This window comes from Dongia sp. P2_B8 (genome assembly GCF_056404715.1).
This window is the reverse complement of the sequence record NZ_JBFUDM010000004.1, coordinates 89,709-106,686: the sequence shown is the minus strand read 5'-3', so window position 1 is coordinate 106,686 and position 16,978 is coordinate 89,709. Positions and strand designations below refer to the sequence as shown.

The 16,978-nt window shown below is 60.5% G+C and carries 17 protein-coding genes; 12 read left to right on the top strand and 5 right to left on the bottom strand.

Translation table 11 applies throughout. The features are described from left to right. Positions 1 to 1,182 (bottom strand): patatin-like phospholipase family protein, encoded by a 1,182-nt coding sequence (locus tag AC1DWZ_RS14335; RefSeq protein WP_477169593.1) that lies wholly within the window; start codon positions 1,180 to 1,182, stop codon positions 1 to 3. Positions 1,183 to 1,368: 186 nt separating this feature from the next. Continuing rightward, on the bottom strand, positions 1,369 to 1,938 hold the full coding sequence (gfa, locus tag AC1DWZ_RS14330) for an S-(hydroxymethyl)glutathione synthase (RefSeq protein WP_477169592.1): 570 nt from the start codon (positions 1,936 to 1,938) through the stop codon (positions 1,369 to 1,371). A gap of 211 nt (positions 1,939 to 2,149) precedes the next feature. Between gfa and AC1DWZ_RS14325 the strand changes: the two genes are divergently transcribed. After that, entirely contained in the window at positions 2,150 to 2,533 is a 384-nt protein-coding gene (locus tag AC1DWZ_RS14325; protein ID WP_477169591.1) for a Rid family detoxifying hydrolase, read from the top strand. Here AC1DWZ_RS14325 and AC1DWZ_RS14320 read toward each other — a convergent pair. Genes AC1DWZ_RS14320 through AC1DWZ_RS14310 form a run of 3 tightly spaced genes read right to left on the bottom strand, consistent with a single transcriptional unit; the run spans position 2,530 to position 5,024 of the window. Next, positions 2,530 to 3,330, bottom strand: coding sequence for a hypothetical protein (locus AC1DWZ_RS14320; protein WP_477169590.1), 801 nt, complete (start codon positions 3,328 to 3,330; stop codon positions 2,530 to 2,532). The two genes, AC1DWZ_RS14325 and AC1DWZ_RS14320, sit on opposite strands and share 4 nt — an antisense overlap. A 13-nt stretch (positions 3,331 to 3,343) precedes the next feature. Then, the gene (locus AC1DWZ_RS14315; RefSeq protein WP_477169589.1) at positions 3,344 to 3,817 is read right to left on the bottom strand and encodes a CinA family protein; all 474 of its coding nucleotides are present in this window, start codon (positions 3,815 to 3,817) and stop codon (positions 3,344 to 3,346) included. A gap of 10 nt (positions 3,818 to 3,827) precedes the next feature. Then, on the bottom strand, positions 3,828 to 5,024 hold the full coding sequence (locus AC1DWZ_RS14310) for a bifunctional 2-C-methyl-D-erythritol 4-phosphate cytidylyltransferase/2-C-methyl-D-erythritol 2,4-cyclodiphosphate synthase (RefSeq protein ID WP_477169588.1): 1,197 nt from the start codon (positions 5,022 to 5,024) through the stop codon (positions 3,828 to 3,830). Positions 5,025 to 5,097: 73 nt separating this feature from the next. Here AC1DWZ_RS14310 and AC1DWZ_RS14305 point away from each other — a divergent pair, with 73 nt between their 5' ends. The 11 genes from AC1DWZ_RS14305 to AC1DWZ_RS14255 all read left to right on the top strand — a co-directional run bounded on the left by AC1DWZ_RS14305 (position 5,098) and on the right by AC1DWZ_RS14255 (position 16,976). After that, positions 5,098 to 5,904 carry a cytochrome C assembly family protein gene (locus AC1DWZ_RS14305; protein WP_477169587.1) on the top strand — a complete coding sequence of 269 codons (807 nt, stop codon included), beginning with the start codon at positions 5,098 to 5,100 and terminating at the stop codon, positions 5,902 to 5,904. Between the two features lie 93 nt (positions 5,905 to 5,997). Continuing rightward, positions 5,998 to 6,999 (top strand): tRNA dihydrouridine synthase DusB, encoded by a 1,002-nt coding sequence (dusB, locus tag AC1DWZ_RS14300; protein WP_477169586.1) that lies wholly within the window; start codon positions 5,998 to 6,000, stop codon positions 6,997 to 6,999. Then, positions 6,996 to 8,141 (top strand): two-component system sensor histidine kinase NtrB, encoded by a 1,146-nt coding sequence (locus tag AC1DWZ_RS14295; protein ID WP_477169585.1) that lies wholly within the window; start codon positions 6,996 to 6,998, stop codon positions 8,139 to 8,141. Before dusB ends, AC1DWZ_RS14295 begins: the two co-directional genes overlap by 4 nt. A 4-nt stretch (positions 8,142 to 8,145) precedes the next feature. Then, complete coding sequence (ntrC, locus tag AC1DWZ_RS14290) at positions 8,146 to 9,591, top strand: nitrogen regulation protein NR(I) (protein ID WP_477169584.1); 1,446 nt, start codon at positions 8,146 to 8,148, stop codon at positions 9,589 to 9,591. A 3-nt stretch (positions 9,592 to 9,594) separates the two neighbouring features. Further along, the gene (locus AC1DWZ_RS14285) at positions 9,595 to 11,931 is read left to right on the top strand and encodes a sensor histidine kinase NtrY-like (RefSeq protein WP_477169583.1); all 2,337 of its coding nucleotides are present in this window, start codon (positions 9,595 to 9,597) and stop codon (positions 11,929 to 11,931) included. Between the two features lie 15 nt (positions 11,932 to 11,946). Next, a complete protein-coding gene (gene ntrX, locus AC1DWZ_RS14280; RefSeq protein ID WP_477169582.1) occupies positions 11,947 to 13,359 on the top strand; it encodes a nitrogen assimilation response regulator NtrX in 1,413 nt (470 codons plus the stop codon). 27 nt (positions 13,360 to 13,386) lie between these two features. Further along, complete coding sequence (locus tag AC1DWZ_RS14275) at positions 13,387 to 14,250, top strand: D-amino-acid transaminase (protein WP_477169581.1); 864 nt, start codon at positions 13,387 to 13,389, stop codon at positions 14,248 to 14,250. Continuing rightward, entirely contained in the window at positions 14,247 to 14,897 is a 651-nt protein-coding gene (locus tag AC1DWZ_RS14270) for an HAD family hydrolase (protein ID WP_477169580.1), read from the top strand. Before AC1DWZ_RS14275 ends, AC1DWZ_RS14270 begins: the two co-directional genes overlap by 4 nt. A gap of 189 nt (positions 14,898 to 15,086) precedes the next feature. Further along, entirely contained in the window at positions 15,087 to 15,338 is a 252-nt protein-coding gene (gene hfq, locus AC1DWZ_RS14265) for an RNA chaperone Hfq (RefSeq protein WP_298684627.1), read from the top strand. Positions 15,339 to 15,417: 79 nt separating this feature from the next. Beyond that, a complete protein-coding gene (gene hflX, locus AC1DWZ_RS14260) occupies positions 15,418 to 16,722 on the top strand; it encodes a GTPase HflX (RefSeq protein ID WP_477169789.1) in 1,305 nt (434 codons plus the stop codon). Beyond that, complete coding sequence (locus AC1DWZ_RS14255; protein ID WP_477169579.1) at positions 16,719 to 16,976, top strand: hypothetical protein; 258 nt, start codon at positions 16,719 to 16,721, stop codon at positions 16,974 to 16,976. The genes hflX and AC1DWZ_RS14255 overlap by 4 nt, the downstream gene beginning before the upstream one ends. Positions 16,977 to 16,978: the final 2 nt, after the last annotated feature.

Here is a 16,978-nt window from a genome sequence, read left to right as displayed (position 1 = left end):
TTATCTCGGCGCATAGCCGGGCGGTGTTGTCAGCCAGGGTATGCCCGTGAGCGCCATCTTCTCTCCGTAATTGTACTGGCTGATCATCTCGTCCTTGTTAAATTGCTCTTCGGTCGTGCCCTTATAGTCGATCGGTATCGCAATAAAACGGAACTCCACCTCATCATGAATGGTGGACAGGTAAAGCCGCCATAGGTCGTTGATACCGGATACTTTGAACATAGAGCCGATGGCGCGCACAGCGATGTTCGGCAAGCCGCGCGGTACTTCTTTCGGGTCCGGTGTAATTCTGCCGTTGCGCATGACATAGAGCCGTTGCACCACCTTGCCGGTATAATCGGGATGCGCTGCCTTGATTGCCGTCGGCAAGTCGAACAGAGATCCGATCGAGAAGGATTGGAAAAACACGCCGCCATCGACGTGCATCTCGTCATATTTCTTGCCATCGATCTCGACATCGAACATGACCGGCGGAAATACCGCCGGAATCGCGGCCGACGCGACGAGTATGGACCTGAATAGATTGAGCTTGTCCTTGCTCTTGCTGCTGGCGATGGCGCCAAGGTCCCAAATGACGGGCTCTTCGGCATCGAGATTGGTCGATGCCACCAGCAAGCGGCGACCCTTGGTATGCTCCACCGCAATATCGGCAAGGACCTTGTCATCAATGAAGGAGGCCACCATTTCACGTAAGGGCGCCGTGTCGGTCAGAGATTCAGCAAAAAGCATTGAAAGATAGGACCGGATCGTAAAGACGCGGCTGGCATCGACCGTCGTGTAGGCCTTCTCCAAAGTCTCATCATATTTGGGACCTAGGAAGGCGAACGGCGCAATGAGTGCCCCAGTACTGACGCCGGTAACGACCTTGAATTTTGGCCGCCCGCCAGCCTTGGTCCAACCATTGAGAAGCCCGGCACCAAAGGCGCCATCGGATCCGCCACCGGATACGGCGAGGTAGCTGTAGACCCGGCTGCCGTCGGGCTGCTCTTCATAACTTTCCGACGTTTCTTCATTGAACGCCTGTCGCAGCATGACGCGCGTCGGTTCGGGGTCTGAAAAGACGAAATACCGAATATCTGAGAAGCCGGTGATGGATGTCTTTGCCAGCGAGCCCGGTGGCTCCGCCTGGCGCGGGACGACCGAACAGGCCACACCCAGGCAGAGGATAGATCCGAGAAACAAGGTTCTCAAACTACGGCTCAACGGCCGTGAGCCTTGAAACGTCATGGCCCCCTCCCGATTCAACATGCTGCGACTACGGTGTGGCTCTTAATCCCCCTACAATTGATGCACCCCTTCCATGACGATGGCTAGAGCAATCTTGCCAGGAAATTGGCGTCGCCGTGTCGTACGGCGACGCCGAGGTACTTATTTGAGGACGCCCTTGGCTTTGGCGGTATGGGTGGCGATTACGTCCATGAGACCCGGGGACAGGCAATCATAAGGCTCGAGCTTTAATTCCCGGAGCCGCGATCTGATCGCCCCCATATTGTCGGGATTGGCACCACTTTCGATGATCGACGACACGAAAGCCGCGAACTCCGGTGGCGACCAGCCATCTTGATCTGAAAGCTCGGTGTGGAAAAAATCGAAGCCGTAAAGCGGATGGTCCTTGTTCTCGATGCGGGCGTACATGTGCACGCCGCAGCCGGTGCAGGCATATCGATGCAAGGCAGCGCCTTCGTCGACAATCTTCAGCTTGTGCGCATTCTTGGTGACGTTGGTCTTGTCGCGCGGTGCGACGGCAATCTGGCTGAACAGGGCGCCGGCTGGCTTCCAGCATTTGGTACAGCCGCAGACATGATTGAATGCCGACTGACTTGAAATTGTGACCTCGACCGGGTCTTTGGCGCATTTGCAGTGCAGCGTGCCGCCTGCAAAGCCAGCCTTGGCCGGCTTGAAACCTTTGTCCACGGCCGGATGAATCGAAACAGCCATTCTCATTCCTCCCAAATATGATGCGTGTCAGATTGATGGATATTATTGTGGCACGCGGTTGGTCGCAGCATGGGCGCTTCGCGTTCACAGCCACGTTCGCGGGCGCACTGATGCAACGGGGCCGATTCCAGAACCGATCATGCCCCCAGGTCAAGCATGGTCTCGATCGTTATAATGTAACGTCCAAGTCTCGTTTGATGAGGTGTTGAGCATGCCGGCCAGAATCGAAACCTTCCGCCTCGACGCGCTGCCAGCCATTCTGCCGTTCAGTTCAGCGGTACGCGTTGGCGACACCGTCCATGTGTCTGGCCAGATCGGTCATCTGCCGGGCCAATTGAAACTGGTCCCCGGTGGCTTGGAGGCAGAGGCCCGCCAGGCACTCGCCTATATGAAGGACGCTTTGATCGCCGCCGGTTCCAGTCTTGACCGGGTGGCGAAATGCACAGTCTATTTTGCTGACATGGCGGATTTCATGGCCTTCAACAAGATCTATGCCGACTTCTTCGGCACTCACCAGCCGGCGCGTTCCGGCGTTGCGGTAGCTGGCCTCGCTTTGGGTGCGCGCATCGAACTCGATTGCGTGGCAATCGTCTAGCCAAGATCGTAGAAAACCCGCCCCTCCAACCGGTCGACACGATCCCGTTTGCCGTTGAAATCGGACCGATTGACGGCAACAGCGCCAATGACGGCATCCAGGGCGTCGCCGCCTTGATTGTCGAGCAGCATGTTGCGCAGGGCGCGATTGGGTGGCGCCAGAAACTCCGAGGCAATCAACAGATCGAGAATGCGTTGCCGTGCCTTGCGATGAGCAAGCATTCGCCCCTTGTAAGAGGGATAGCAATCCAATCGGATGAGGCTGCAGGCCGCGCATACTTCGACGATGATCGGCCTGCCCACACGCTTGTTCATCTGCGGCCAGATCGTGGCGGCGTTCTGCGCCACCAGCGGTGCCAGAAGATGGCCGATACCCCACCAGGTCTGTCGGTAGAGGCGCAGGTTGAAGGAGTTGAACGGCGTCTTGTCTTCACGGTCGGTGCGGCGTTTGATCTCGACACCACCGGTCGCCTGATGGCAGAGATCGTGAAAGCTCAGCGGATCGACAAAACGCCGCGTGAAGTCGAGCGCGAAACTGCGCCAATCCTTGGCTTGAATCAGATCCTGCGGAAGGCTGAACGGAAAATCGCAACCCGCCACGGTGTCATGTTCGGCAATGATGTGGCGAGCGAGGGCGGCTATGGCGAGATCGGGCCGTTTGGATCCACCCGGCAAATCGATCGCTGGCTGGCAGGTGTCGATCGTCAGCGGGCCGTCCCGCCTGCGCCCCTCGGCCACCCAGATCTTGCGGCCGGCATCTTGGGCGCCGCTAAAATCGATGCCCAAAATACGTGTCATCGCGGCATCGGCGTCAAGCGTCAGTGATTGCCGTGGCAAGATGAGCCAGGGCACGCGTCACCGATTGTGTTCGGACCTCGTCGCGGTTGCCGGGAAAGATGCAGCGCTCGACCTGCGACCAGCCATCCTTGCGTGCAAGGCCGATGAAGACCAGCCCGACCGGCTTTTCCGCAGATCCGCCGCCCGGCCCGGCGATACCGGTGATCGAGACCGCGACATCCGCTTGCGAGCGGCGCAGGGCGCCGCGCGCCATGGCTTCAGCCACTTCTGCGCTGACCGCACCCTTTTCGGCGATGAGATCGGCAGCGACGCCAAGGCTCTCGCTTTTTGCCTGGTTGGAGTAGGTCACCCAGCCGCGCTCGACCACATCGGATGATCCGGCGATGGCGGTCAGGCTCGCTGCGACAAGGCCGCCGGTGCAGCTTTCCGCCGTGGCGATCTTCAAACCCTTCTGACGATAGAGATCGAGGAGGCTGGCGACGTCCATGCTGTCGGCCTCAGTCGGCCAAGGGCAGGGCGACGGTCGCCGTCGCCTGGGCGGCGATGCCCTCGCCGCGGCCGGTGAATCCCAGCTGTTCCGTGGTCGTCGCTTTGACACTCACGCGGTCGACGGTAAGCCCCAGGATTTCTGCAAGCTTCACTGCCATCGCCGCGCGATGGGGGCCGACCTTTGGTTTTTCGCAGATGAGGGTGATGTCGCAATGGGCGATACGCCCGCCTTTGTCGGCCACCAGTTTCGCCGCATGGGCCAGGAATTTCCATGACGCAGCACCCCGCCATTGCGGATCGCTGGGCGGGAAATGCTGTCCGATATCGCCGGCGCCGATGGCGCCCAGAATGGCGTCGGTCAGCGCATGCATGCCGACGTCGGCGTCCGAATGACCTTCCAGCTTCTGGTGATACGGAATGGTGATCCCGCACATGATAACGCCATCGCCAGGAATGAGGCGGTGCACGTCGAATCCATTGCCGGTTCTATATTCCATCTGCTGGCTCATCAGGCGCTCCGCGCGTTCGAGGTCGGCCGGAGCCGTGATTTTGAAATTGTTCTCATGCCCCATGACGAGGGCGACCTTGATGCCGGCGGCTTCGGCAACAGCTGCATCGTCGGTCATCTCCGGCCCCGATGCCGCCTTGCGATGTGCTGCCAGCAGCGGTGCAAAATGAAAGCCCTGCGGTGTTTGCGCGCGCCACAGACCGCTGCGATCGACGGTAGCACCGCTGAACGGAACGCCGTCTGCCTCGGCACCGCGCTTCAGCGTATCGACGACCGGCACCGCCACCAGCGCGCCATGATGCGACGACAGTGTATCGATGGTTCGGTCGATGATGCCGGCGTCGACGAAAGGCCGCGCGGCATCGTGGATCAGCACCAGGTCCGGCTTTTCACCCACCAGACTTTCCAGGCCGAGTCTGACCGAATCCTGACGCTTCTGTCCGCCCGCCACGGGTGACATCAGATCCATGCCGGCCGTCGCCGCGTCATAGAGATCGCGCATACTCTCATTGATGACGACCCGGACACCGGCAATCCGCGGATGACGTCCGAATGTTTCCAGACTGTGCCGCAGCACCGTTTTGCCACCCAGCTTCAAATATTGCTTGGGCAGGTCCTTGCCCATGCGGCTGCCGCTTCCGGCTGCGACAATAAGGGCGATGACCTTGGGGGCATGCATATCTTTATGGTCTGACATGCTCGCTCTCTAGGCCATCCAATCTGGTTTGCCAAGCCAATCTGGTTTGCCAAAGGCCTGATGCCTCACCATAATGCGCGCCATGTCGAGCTCCATATCCTTGCAAATCGCCGGACTTCTTACTCTCCTGCCTTTGGCTGCCCTAGCACTCAGCGCACGCCTGCAGCGCAATAGCCTTTTTTGGTTGCTGCTCGTATCGGCGCTGGCCGGAAGTTGCGGTGTCTTCGGACAATCGCTCCTGCACGGCTGGCAGGCAGGCTTCAGCGCCAATCTGTGGGCCAGCATTGCGGTCTCGCTGCTGGCCTTCTGCGCCCTCAACATCGTCAATACTGAGGCCTTCCGACTTAGTGCCCTGCTGTTGCCCTACCTCGTGCTGTTTGCCCTAATGGCCCTGCTGTTCGCCTCCTTTGAGGAACTGGCGCCAGAGGTGGTGTCCGAGGTCTGGTTCCGGGCTCATGTGCTCCTTGCCATCGCCAGTTACGGGGTGCTGACCGTGGGCGCTATCGCCGGACTCGCGGTCCTCATTCAGGAACGTGCCCTCAAAAGGCGTCAAACCGGCTGGGCGGAATTGGCTCTTCCGCCACTTTCCGAGGCCGAAAGCCTGCAGATCCGGCTGCTGTTCTGGGCTGCCTTGTTCATGGCGGCCGCCCTTGCAAGCGGCTTTGCCAACACCTTCATGGACACGGGTTCATTGCCGACTCTGTCCCATAAGGTATTGTTATCATTACTAGCTTTCGTGGTTCTGGCGGCGCTGCTGATAACTCACCGGGTGACCGGCATCCGTGGTCGCCGGGCCGCTCGCTGGGTACTGGCCGGTTATTTGCTGCTGACTCTGGGCTATCCTGGCGTCAAGTTCGTCAAGGATGTGTTGCTCGGCTGATTCTGAACGGCAAATCGCCTTTTCTATTGCATTCCCGACAGATAACGTTAGAAATCGCCTAAGAAATAGGCAAAGAACGCGGCTGCCCTAAAAATGAGCATTCAGACCAATCCGATTAACATCGGTCCGATTAAAATCGAGGATCCCGTCATCCTCGCTCCCATGTCCGGTGTCACAGACATGCCATTCCGCCGCCTGGTGAAGCAGGAGGGGGCGGGGCTCGTCGTTTCCGAGATGATCGCCAGCGAGGCAATGATTCGCCAGACTCGCCAGACGATGAAAATGATCACCAACTGCGCCGAGGAAGCACCCATGGCGGTGCAGCTGGCCGGCTGCGAACCTAAGGTGATGGGCGAGGCCGCCAAACTCAATGCCGATCGGGGCGCTGCCATCATCGACATCAATTTTGGCTGCCCGGTGAAAAAGGTCGTGAACGGTCATGCCGGCTCGGCCTTGATGCGTGACGAGGTGCATGCCGGCAAGATCCTGGAGGGGACCGTCAGCGCGGTCGACCTGCCGGTGACATTGAAGATGCGCATGGGATGGGATTCAACCAATCTCAACGCGCCGAGCCTGGCCAAGATCGCCGAGAACAGCGGCATCAAGATGATCACCATTCATGGCCGCACGCGCGCGCAACTCTATACCGGCGAGGCCGATTGGAGTTTCGTGCGCAAGGTCAAGGAAGCGGTCGGCATTCCGGTTATCGTCAATGGCGACATCACCACCATCGACAAGGCCAAGGAAGCGCTCGATCTCAGTGGCGCCGATGGTGTCATGATCGGCCGCGGTGCCTATGGCCGTCCCTGGTTCCCCAACCAGGTCATCAAATTCCTGAAGACCGGCGAGCGCCTGGGCGATCCGCCGCTCTGGCGTCAATATCAGCTCTTGATGTCGCATTATGAAGCGATGCTTGAGCATTACGGCACCGACACCGGACTCAAGATCGCACGCAAGCATGTGGCCTGGTACTCAAAAGGTCTGGCCGGCTCCGCCGAGTTCCGCGTCCGCATCAACTCGCTCGAAACGCCGCAGGGCGCCAAGGAAGCGATCCGCGAATTCTATGAACCGCAGCTCGATCGGCAGGCCGCATGACCCGCGTCTCACCCGCAGCGGCCCTTCCCAAACTGGCCTTAAGTCCGGGGACCCGCGGCCTTGCCAAACTGCCCGACAGTCTGGCGCTCCTCGAAGCCTTGCCGATTGCGATTCTGGCGCTCGACGCCGATGATCATGTGGTCAGCGTAAATGCGGCCGCGGAATCACTGTTGGGTCTCAGCCGCTCGCAATTGGTGGCAAAGCCGCTCAACGAACATATCGCGGCCGACTCTCCGCTTTTTGCCCTTATTGACGCCGCCCGTGCCGGTGCCAGCGCGGTGGGTGAGTCCGACATGTCGCTGTCCGGCCCGCGCCTGACCATCGAACATGCGGCTGTCGATGTAGCGACGTTGAGTTCTCCGGCCGGCCACGTGGCGCTGCTGCTGCAGGATCGCGGCCTCGAATGGCGCTTGGCACAACAGGCAGTCAGCCGCGATGCCGTCCGCTCGGCAAAGGCGATTGCCGCCATGCTGGCCCATGAAGTGAAAAACCCACTCTCCGGCATCCGTGGTGCCGCGCAACTGTTGGAGTCGAAAGTCTCTGCCAGCGACCGGCAATTGACCCAGCTGATCTGCGAAGAAACCGATCGCATCGTCGGCATGGTGAATGGACTGGAAGTCTTCACCGACTCACGCCCGGCGCAGATGCAGCCGGTGAACATCCACGAAGTGCTCGAACATGTGCGCCGCCTGGCGCAGGCCGGCTTTGGCCGCACGGTTGCCTTCCGGGAGGAGTATGATCCCTCGCTGCCGCCCGTGCTCGGCAACCGCGACCAACTGATCCAGGTCTTCCTCAATCTCTTCAAGAACGCCGCCGAAGCTGTCCCGCCCAGCGGTGGGGCGATCGTCCTCAACACGCGCTATCGCCCTGGCCTCTCTGTCAGCGAACCGGGTGCTGCCTCGCGCCGCCGTCTCGGCCTGGTCATCACTGTGCAGGACAATGGCGCCGGTGTGCCCGATGCGCTGAAGGCGCAATTGTTCGAACCCTTCGTCAGCGGCAAGGCCGGTGGCAAGGGTCTTGGTCTTGCCCTGGTGGCCAAGATCGTCACTGACCATGGCGGGTTGATCGATTGCGAAAGCCAGCCTGGCCGTACCACTTTCTCGGTCATCCTGCCGATTGCGGATGCTCGTGGAGAACAATAAAAAAATGAGCAAAACAGTTCTCATCGCCGACGACGACCGTGCCATCCGCATGGTGCTGAGCCAGGCGCTCGCCGAACGCGGCCATCTGGTCAAGACCGCCGCCAATGCCGCTACCTTGTGGCAGTGGGTCAAGGGCGGCGAGGGTGATGTCATCGTCACCGATGTCATGATGCCGGATGGCGATGGGCTCGACCTTGTTCCGCGCATCAAGGCGGAGCGGCCCGATATTCCCATCATCGTCATGAGTGCCCAGAACACGATCCTCACCGCCATCAAGGCGACGGAGCGGGGCGCTTTCGAGTATCTACCTAAGCCCTTCGATCTCGGCGCCCTCACTGCTGCTGTTGAACGCGCGTTGACGCGTCCCCGTGGTGACAGCGCTGCCACGCCATCAACGACGGCGGTTGCGGAAGAGAAGCTGCCAATTATCGGTCGTTCTGCCGCGATGCAGGAAATCTACCGCGTCGTGGCACGCCTGGTAGGCACCGATATGACCGCCCTGATTCACGGTGAATCCGGCACCGGCAAGGAACTGGTGGCCCGGGCGCTGCACGATTTCGGCCGCCGCCGCGAACGTCCGTTCATCGCCGTCAACATGGCGGCGATCCCACGGGAACTTATTGAAAGCGAACTCTTCGGGCATGAGAAGGGCGCCTTTACTGGCGCCGTCCAGCGCGGCATTGGCAAGTTCGAAGCAGCCTCTGGCGGTACGCTGTTCCTTGATGAAATTGGCGACATGCCGTTGGAAGCGCAAACCCGCTTGCTGCGTGTCCTGCAATCTGGGGAATTTACGCCCGTGGGCGGCCGCACACCGATCCGCGCCGACGTTAGGATCGTCGCGGCCACGCACCGGGATCTCCGCCAGCTCATCCAGCAGGGTCGCTTCCGCGAGGATCTCTATTACCGCCTCAATGTCGTGCCCATCACTTTGCCGCCCTTGCGTGACCGGGTGGAAGATATTCCCGATCTCGCGCGGCACTTCCTCGAACTCATTGCCTCCGAAGGATTGGCACTGAAGACGCTGGATCCGGAAGCACAGACCCTGCTCAAGCGCCATCGCTGGCCGGGCAATGTGCGCGAGTTGGAAAACCTCATGCGCCGCATCGCCGTTCTTTACAGCGAACCGGCCATTGACGCGCGCATCGTGACTGAGCAGTTGAAAGCACAGGAACAGGCGGCCAATGTCGGCAGCCGCGCCAGCGACGAAACCCTGGGTCAGTCGGTCGAGCGGCATCTTCGCGCCTATTTCGACGCCCATGAAGGCGCCTTGCCGGCGCGCGGTCTCTACGACCGTATTCTGCACGAGATCGAACGGCCTTTGCTCGCCATATCGATGGAGGCGACCCGTGGCAATCAGATCCGGGCCGCCGATCTTCTGGGCCTCAACCGCAACACGCTCCGCAAGAAACTCAAGGAATTGGAGCTGCAACCGACGCGCGGGGGCCGCTGAGACGTGGCCCAGGAAGATTCCAGCGCGGTCCCGCGCCCGAAGAAGCGGGTGTCGCTCACCAAATCGATCGGCCGGTGGGCCCAGGAAATCGGCTTCGAACGGATATTTGCCATTGTCCTGATGCTGATCGGCGCTGTCTTCGGACTGCTGACCTATCTCGCCTTGACCGATGTCTGGGACACCGAAGAACCAGTTCGCACGGTGACTTGGCTGCTGACCGGCGATCTTATCGTGGCGTTGCTGCTGGCGGTGATCATCGCGCGCCGTGCTGTGATATTGTGGCTCGGCCGGCGCAAGGGGCTGGCCGGCGCCCGGCTGCATACGCGCATGGTGTTGATGTTCGCCATCATCGCGGTATTGCCGACGATCGTTGTGTCGGTATTCTCGGTGGCGTTCCTGAATTACGGTCTCAATAGCTGGTTCTCGGACCGCATCAAGAATGCGGTCGAATCATCGCTGAATGTCGCCAATTCCTATCTCGCGGAATCGCAGCAACGTATCGTTGCCGATACGGCAGCGATTGCCGCTGAGCTCCGCCTCAATGGCCTTCTCGACATCAATAACCCAAGCCAGTTCCAGGCAATCTTTGACCGCCAGTTGAACCTCCGCGATTTGTCGGAGGGCGTCATCATCGACCGGCGCCTGCAGATCATCGGCCGGTCCAGCTTCAGTGTGTTGATGGAATTCAGCCTCGATATCCCGGAAGATGCCTTCGATCAGGCTGACCGGGGCGAGACGGCGATCATCGTCTCGCCGACCCGGGACCGGGTGCGTGCCCTTTTGGCGCTGGATCCAGTGGCTGGCCTCTATCTTTATACCGGCCGCCTGATCGACGACCGTGTGCTGAGTGCTGTGCGCGGCACGGAGGATGCGGCACGGCTCTATCGCAAGGTCGAACGCGATCGATCAACCCTGCAGATTACGTCCGGTGTTATTTATGCCGTGCTCGCCCTGCTGATGCTGTTGGGCGCTATCTGGTATGCCATCGTTTCCGCCAGCAAACTGGTCAAGCCGCTCACCCGTCTCGCGCTGGCGGCGCAGAAGATCGGTGGCGGCGATCTGTCGGCACGGGTCAAGGTTGGCAGCCGGGACGATGAGCTCGCGGCCTTGAGCCGCACGTTCAACGTCATGGTTTCGCAATTGCAAAGCCAGCAGGCGGCCCTCATTTCCGCCAATCGCGACTTGAATGATCGCAGCCGGTTGACCGGCCTGATCCTTTCCGGCGTTTCGGCCGGGGTCATTGGCGTCACGGAGAATGGCATCGTTGATTTTGCCAACCGCTCGGCTTCAGAATTTCTGGGGCAGGATATGGAGCAATGGATCGGTCAGCCGCTGGCCGACGTTGTCCCGGAAATGGCCGATATCGCCGCCCAGGCGCAACACCGCGCGGCCGGCACGGCCGACGGCCAGATTTCGCTTAGCCGTAACGGTGCCAGCAGCACCTTCCATGTCCGGGTCGTGTCCGAGCGTGGCGCCGACGACCATACGCGGCTGGTCGTCACCTTCGATGATGTCACTGAACTTCTCTCGGCACAGCGCAAGGCAGCTTGGTCGGATATCGCCCGCCGCATCGCCCATGAAATCAAGAACCCGTTGACCCCGATTCAATTGTCGGCTGAACGGTTGAAGCGAAAATATCTGAAACAGATCACCGACGATCCGGAGACATTTACGGTTTGCACCGACACTATCATCCGGCAGGTGGGCGACATCGGCCGCATGGTTGACGAATTCTCCGCCTTTGCACGGATGCCGGCGCCGGTCCTCAATCTTGAAAGTCCGGTGGCACTGACCAAGGAACTGGTGTTCCTGCAGCAAAGCGCCCACCCCGCCATCGAATATTCTCTGGAATTGCCGGAAAAGCCGGTCACCATTGAGTGCGATTCGAGCCAGTTCAATCGCGCTGTCACTAATCTGCTGCAGAATGCCGCAGATGCGATCGAGGGACGGATGGACGAGGGGCGTAGCCGTAATGCCGAAGAACTCTTGACGCCAGGACATATCCATTTATGGATTAGAACTGAGCCCGATGCGCTGTTGCTGAGTGTTGCAGACAATGGCAAAGGATTGCCGAGCGAGGGTCGCGAACGTTTGACGGAGCCATATGTCACCACCCGCACTAAAGGGACGGGATTGGGGCTTGCGATCGTCAAAAAGATCATGGAGGACCACGGTGGTCGTTTGTCTCTGGCTGATCGTCCCGGTGGCGGTGCCGTGATTACCTTGTCTTTCCCGCTTGAGACACCACGACACGACACGAGACCGGCTGCAGACGATGAGATCGCCGAGGGTGACAACACGGTTCAACACGATACTATTCTGCAAGATACTGGGCGATAGGCGAGGCAGCGAAGCATGGCGCGCGACATCCTGATCGTCGATGATGAGGCAGACATTCGCCTGCTCATCGCTGGCATTCTCGGCGATGAGGGCTTCCAGACACGTGAAGCGGCCGACAGCGACGCGGCATTGGCGCAGTTGCGTACGCGTCGTCCGAACCTGATCATCCTCGATATCTGGCTCAACAATTCGACCCTCGACGGCATGGGCCTGTTGGAGGTGCTCAAGATTGAATTCCCGGAAGTCCCCGTGATCATGATCAGTGGCCACGGCAATATCGAAACGGCTGTCACGGCGATCAAGAACGGCGCCTACGACTTCATCGAGAAGCCATTCAAGTCGGACCGGCTGCTCCTTACCATCGAACGCGCCCTTGAGGCGGCGCGCCTGCGTCGCGAAGTCGAGGAACTGAAGCAGCGCGCGGGTGGCGATGGCGATCTCATCGGTTCTTCCCAGGCAATCCTGCAATTGCGCCTTGCCATCGAACGCGTGGCACCAACTGGCAGCCGCGTGCTGTTCGCGGGCCCCCCGGGCAGCGGCAAGGAAGTGGCAGCGCGTCTGTTGCATCGCCGCTCGAAACGCGCCGGCGGCCCGTTCGTCGTTTTGAACTGTGCCACCATGCATCCTGATCGGCTCGAAACCGAGCTGTTCGGCCTGGAGCGCAGTGGGGAAGGCGAGGGCGCGGCCAAGATTGGCTTCCTTGAGCAGGCCCATGGCGGCACTTTGCTGCTGGATGAAGTGGCCGACATGCCGCTGGAAACTCAGGGCAAGATCCTGCGCGTGCTGCAGGAACAGACTTTCGAGCGGGTCGGCGGCAAGACCAGGGTCGAAGTCGATGTCCGCGTCATCGCCGCGACCGCCCGTGACCTGCAGTCGGAAATGACCGCCGGGCGTTTCCGCCAGGATCTGTTCTATCGCCTGAATGTCGTGCCGATGCGTCTGCCGCCGCTGAAGGAACGCCGCGACGATATCGTCGATCTTCTCGATTTCTTCATGCTGCGGGCTTCCGAACAGACTGGCTTGCCGGCACGCAAGCTCGCGGAGGATGCCGTGGCTGTGCTCCAGGCCTATGAATGGCCCGGTAACGTCCGGCAGCTACGCAATGTCATCGACTGGATCCTGATCATGACCGGCGGCGCGCCGGATGAACCGATCCGCGCTGAGATGCTGCCGCCCGATATCGGCTCGGTTTCGATCGCCCCGGCTGCGGCGGGCGAGGGAACTGAGGTCATGTCTCTGCCGCTCCGCGAGGCACGCGAAATCTTTGAGCGCCGCTATCTCGAAAGCCAGGTCGCCCGTTTCGGCGGCAATATCTCCCGGACCGCGCATTTTGTCGGCATGGAACGCTCAGCGCTCCATCGCAAGCTGCGCTCGCTCGGCATCAACAGCAACGAGCGCGCCGACGGCATCAAATCCGACGGCGCCTGATATTCATCCAATGAGGATTTCCTGATAATGGGCCGTCTTGCCTATGTTAACGGCCGTTATGTGCCGCATCAGAACGCCATGGTCCATATCGAGGACCGCGGCTATCAATTCGCCGACGGCGTCTACGAAGTGGTGCCGGTGGTCGACGGTGTGCTGATCGACGAGGAGCCGCATCTTGATCGCCTCGGCTACTCGCTGGCCGAGTTGCGCATCGACTGGCCGGTCAAGCGCACGGTGTTGAAGTTGATCCTGCGCGAGTTGATGGCGAAGAACCAGCTGACCCGCGGCATCATCTATTTCCAGGTGACGCGAGGTGTCGCCCCGCGCGATCATAAATTCCCGGTGGCACCAAAGAGCGCTCTGGTTGTTACGACCAAACGCTTGTCGCCACCGTCAACGGCAATGATCCAGGACGGGGTTGCCGTCTCGACCCAGCCGGACATCCGCTGGACGCGCCGCGACATCAAATCGCTGTCACTGCTTCCCAATATCCTCGCCAAGCAGGCGGCATACGAGGCCAAGGCGTTCGAAGCCTGGCTGGTCGAAGCCGACGGCACCGTCACCGAAGGTTCCTCGACCAACGCGTGGATCGTAAAGGGTGGGGAAGTGATCACCTACCCCAAGAGTCACGATATCCTGGGCGGCATTACGCGCCTGTCGCTTCTTGATCTGGCCAAAAGTACGGGTATCAAGCTGGTCGAGCGCAGCTTCACCATGGATGAGGTCCGCAGCGCCGATGAAGCCTTCTTGACCTCGTCTTCCTCCTTTGTCGTCCCGGTGACGAGGATCGACGGCAAGCCGGTCGCTACCGGCAAGCCCGGTCCGGTCACGCAGAAGCTGCGCGAGATCTATGTCGCGAATGTTGATCGCCAGATCCGGGCCGCACGATGACCGCTCGCCCCACGGTCCTGCTGTTCGACTGGGACAATACGCTGGTTGATTCCTGGGGCGTCATTCATGCAGCCATGAATGCAACGTTGGAGGCCATGGGTCATCCGCGTTGGTCGCGCTCGGAGGCTGAAACCCGCATCCGTACATCGCTGCGGGACAGTTTCCCGGGCCTTTTCGGCGATCGCTGGCGAGAAGCCGAGAAAATCTTCTACGACGCGTTCGAACGCCTGCACTTGTTGCAGCTGGAACCGCTGCCGGGTGCTGCCGACCTGTTGATCTGGGCGGCGGGCGCGGGCTTTTACATGGGCGTCGTCAGCAACAAGCGCGGCCCTTACTTGCGCAAGGAAGCCGCCCACCTCGGCTGGGGTAGATATTTCACCGCCATGGCCGGCGCCGGCGATGCCGCCAAGGACAAGCCCGCCCGCGAACATGTCCAACTGGCTCTCGATCCTGGCAAGCTTCTGCCCGGGCCCCATGTCTGGTTCATCGGGGATACCGATATCGATCTCATCTGCGGGCACGATAATGGTTGCGTGCCCGTTCTGGTCCGCCCGCAACCGCCCCGTGCCGGCGAATTCGGCGAAGCCGCCCCGCAGCACTATTTTCCTGCACTTTCAGGACTTCAGGCCGCACTCCAGGCCCTCTAGGCCGATTCCGCACACTGCCCGGGACGGACAGAGATTTCATTCTGTCAAGTTCTGTGTTAACCAACCTCTAGGTCAGGGCCATTATCGCGGCCGGGATAGTCATGCCCGGGCCCCTATTGGGGCGCCTGCTCGGTTTACCGCCAAATAACGAAATGGCCCAAATGGGCCCAATGAGAAAAGGATAGGACGATGGCAAACGAAAAATCACAAAGCGTCCAGGACGTCTTCCTCAACAATATCCGCAAGAACAAGATCCCGGTCACGATCTTCCTGGTCAATGGTGTGAAGTTGCAGGGCATCGTCACATGGTTCGATAATTTCTCCGTGCTGCTGCGCCGCGACTCCCACGTCCAGCTGGTCTACAAGCACGCGATTTCGACCATCATGCCGGGTACGCCGATTCAGCTGTTCGAGCCCGTGAAAGAGGGCGACGAAGCTTGAGAGGCTCCTTAGCCACGAAAGTTGGAAATTGACGGCAACTATAGAAAAGACCGGCGGGGCGCATCTCGACCTCGACGGCATTCGCCATGGCGACCGCGCACTCGTCATTCACCCGGTCTTCAAGACCGGACCGCGCGCCCAGTATAGCGGCGGCCGCACGCCGGACTCCCGGCTTGAGGAAGCCTGCGGTCTTGCGCGCGCCATCGACCTCAACGTCACGTCGGCGGAATGCGTGCGCATCAATGATCCTAAGCCAGCGACCCTGATGGGCGTCGGCAATGTCGAACGCATTGCCGAACTGGTCAAAAGCGAAGAAATCAACCTCATCGTTTTCGACGCGGCCCTGACGCCGGTGCAGCAGCGCAATCTGGAGACGGAATGGAAGGCCAAGGTCATCGACCGGACCGGCCTCATCCTGGAAATCTTCGGCGAGCGCGCCCGCACCCGTGAAGGCCAAATGCAGGTCGAACTGGCGGCGCTTTCCTACCAGCGCAGCCGCTTGGTCCGGTCCTGGACCCATCTTGAACGTCAGCGTGGTGGCTTCGGCTTCATCGGCGGTCCTGGCGAAAGCCAGATCGAAATGGATCGCCGGCTGATCGACGAACGCATCGTCCGCATCAAGAAGGACCTCGAGGACGTCAAGCGCACCCGCGCCTTGCATCGCCAGGCCAGGAAGCGCGTGCCCTATCCGGTGGTGGCCCTGGTCGGCTACACCAACGCCGGCAAATCGACGCTCTTCAACCGTCTCACCAAGGCTTCGGTGATGGCGGCCGATCTGCTGTTCGCGACACTCGACCCCACCATGCGGCGCGTCCATCTGCCGTCGGGCCGTGAGATCATCCTCTCCGACACAGTGGGCTTCATCTCCGATCTGCCGACAGAGCTGGTAGCTGCTTTCCGGGCGACCTTGGAAGAAGTGCTGGAAGCCGACGTCATTCTCCATGTGCGGGATGTGGCGCATCCGGAAACCGACGGCCAGAAGGCGGATGTCGAGGCGGTGCTGGCTGGCCTCGGCCTTGGCCACGAAATCACGGACGCGATGTTCGAAATTCTGAACAAGATCGATCTCCTCGACGAACCTGCGCGTGAAGCCTTGCTGGCGCAGGCCAGCCGCGATCAGCGCCAGATGCCGATCTCGGCCCTGACCGGTGCCGGTATCGATGATTTACTGGCGTCGGTTGACAAGCGTCTTGCCTTGCAGCGCACGGTCGAGACCTATCGCCTCGGGCATCAGGAAGGGGCTGCGCAAGCTTGGCTCTACAGCCATGGCGAGGTCCTGGAGCGCGTTGACGCTGAAGACTATACCGAGATCACCGTGCGCTTGGCGCCAGAAGACGTGCAGCGTTTCGAGCGCCAGCGACCTAGCAAGGAAGACCGTTCATGACCACCATTCCGGTTCCCACCCGTGAGGAGCTCGTCAATGTGCTGAATGCCGTCCTCGACGGCACCAGCAGCCGCCTTGCCGCGGCCGAATGGGCGGCCGAGGTGCAGGAGAATATTGAAAGCGAAGATCCGGAGGCGGTCGATCCGCAGATGTGGCACCTGCTGCGCCTGGCGGCCAGCCTCGATGTGAAGTCGGGCGACGCCTATCTTCACAGCGAGAACGACATCAAGGAATGGATCGAAGGCAGCAAGTGACG

What these genes read in the sequence shown, in the direction of transcription:
- AC1DWZ_RS14255 (WP_477169579.1), top strand. Translation starts at nt 16,719, where the DNA reads ATGACCACCATTCCGGTTCCCACCCGTGAGGAGCTCGTCAATGTGCTG.
- ntrC (WP_477169584.1), top strand. Translation starts at nt 8,146, where the DNA reads ATGAGCAAAACAGTTCTCATCGCCGACGACGACCGTGCCATCCGCATG.
- hfq (WP_298684627.1), top strand. Translation starts at nt 15,087, where the DNA reads ATGGCAAACGAAAAATCACAAAGCGTCCAGGACGTCTTCCTCAACAAT.
- ntrX (WP_477169582.1), top strand. Translation starts at nt 11,947, where the DNA reads ATGGCGCGCGACATCCTGATCGTCGATGATGAGGCAGACATTCGCCTG.
- AC1DWZ_RS14310 (WP_477169588.1), bottom strand. Translation starts at nt 5,024, where the DNA reads ATGTCAGACCATAAAGATATGCATGCCCCCAAGGTCATCGCCCTTATT.
- AC1DWZ_RS14270 (WP_477169580.1), top strand. Translation starts at nt 14,247, where the DNA reads ATGACCGCTCGCCCCACGGTCCTGCTGTTCGACTGGGACAATACGCTG.
- AC1DWZ_RS14320 (WP_477169590.1), bottom strand. Translation starts at nt 3,330, where the DNA reads ATGACACGTATTTTGGGCATCGATTTTAGCGGCGCCCAAGATGCCGGC.
- AC1DWZ_RS14315 (WP_477169589.1), bottom strand. Translation starts at nt 3,817, where the DNA reads ATGGACGTCGCCAGCCTCCTCGATCTCTATCGTCAGAAGGGTTTGAAG.
- AC1DWZ_RS14275 (WP_477169581.1), top strand. Translation starts at nt 13,387, where the DNA reads ATGGGCCGTCTTGCCTATGTTAACGGCCGTTATGTGCCGCATCAGAAC.
- AC1DWZ_RS14325 (WP_477169591.1), top strand. Translation starts at nt 2,150, where the DNA reads ATGCCGGCCAGAATCGAAACCTTCCGCCTCGACGCGCTGCCAGCCATT.
- gfa (WP_477169592.1), bottom strand. Translation starts at nt 1,938, where the DNA reads ATGGCTGTTTCGATTCATCCGGCCGTGGACAAAGGTTTCAAGCCGGCC.
- AC1DWZ_RS14295 (WP_477169585.1), top strand. Translation starts at nt 6,996, where the DNA reads ATGACCCGCGTCTCACCCGCAGCGGCCCTTCCCAAACTGGCCTTAAGT.
- dusB (WP_477169586.1), top strand. Translation starts at nt 5,998, where the DNA reads ATGAGCATTCAGACCAATCCGATTAACATCGGTCCGATTAAAATCGAG.
- AC1DWZ_RS14305 (WP_477169587.1), top strand. Translation starts at nt 5,098, where the DNA reads ATGCGCGCCATGTCGAGCTCCATATCCTTGCAAATCGCCGGACTTCTT.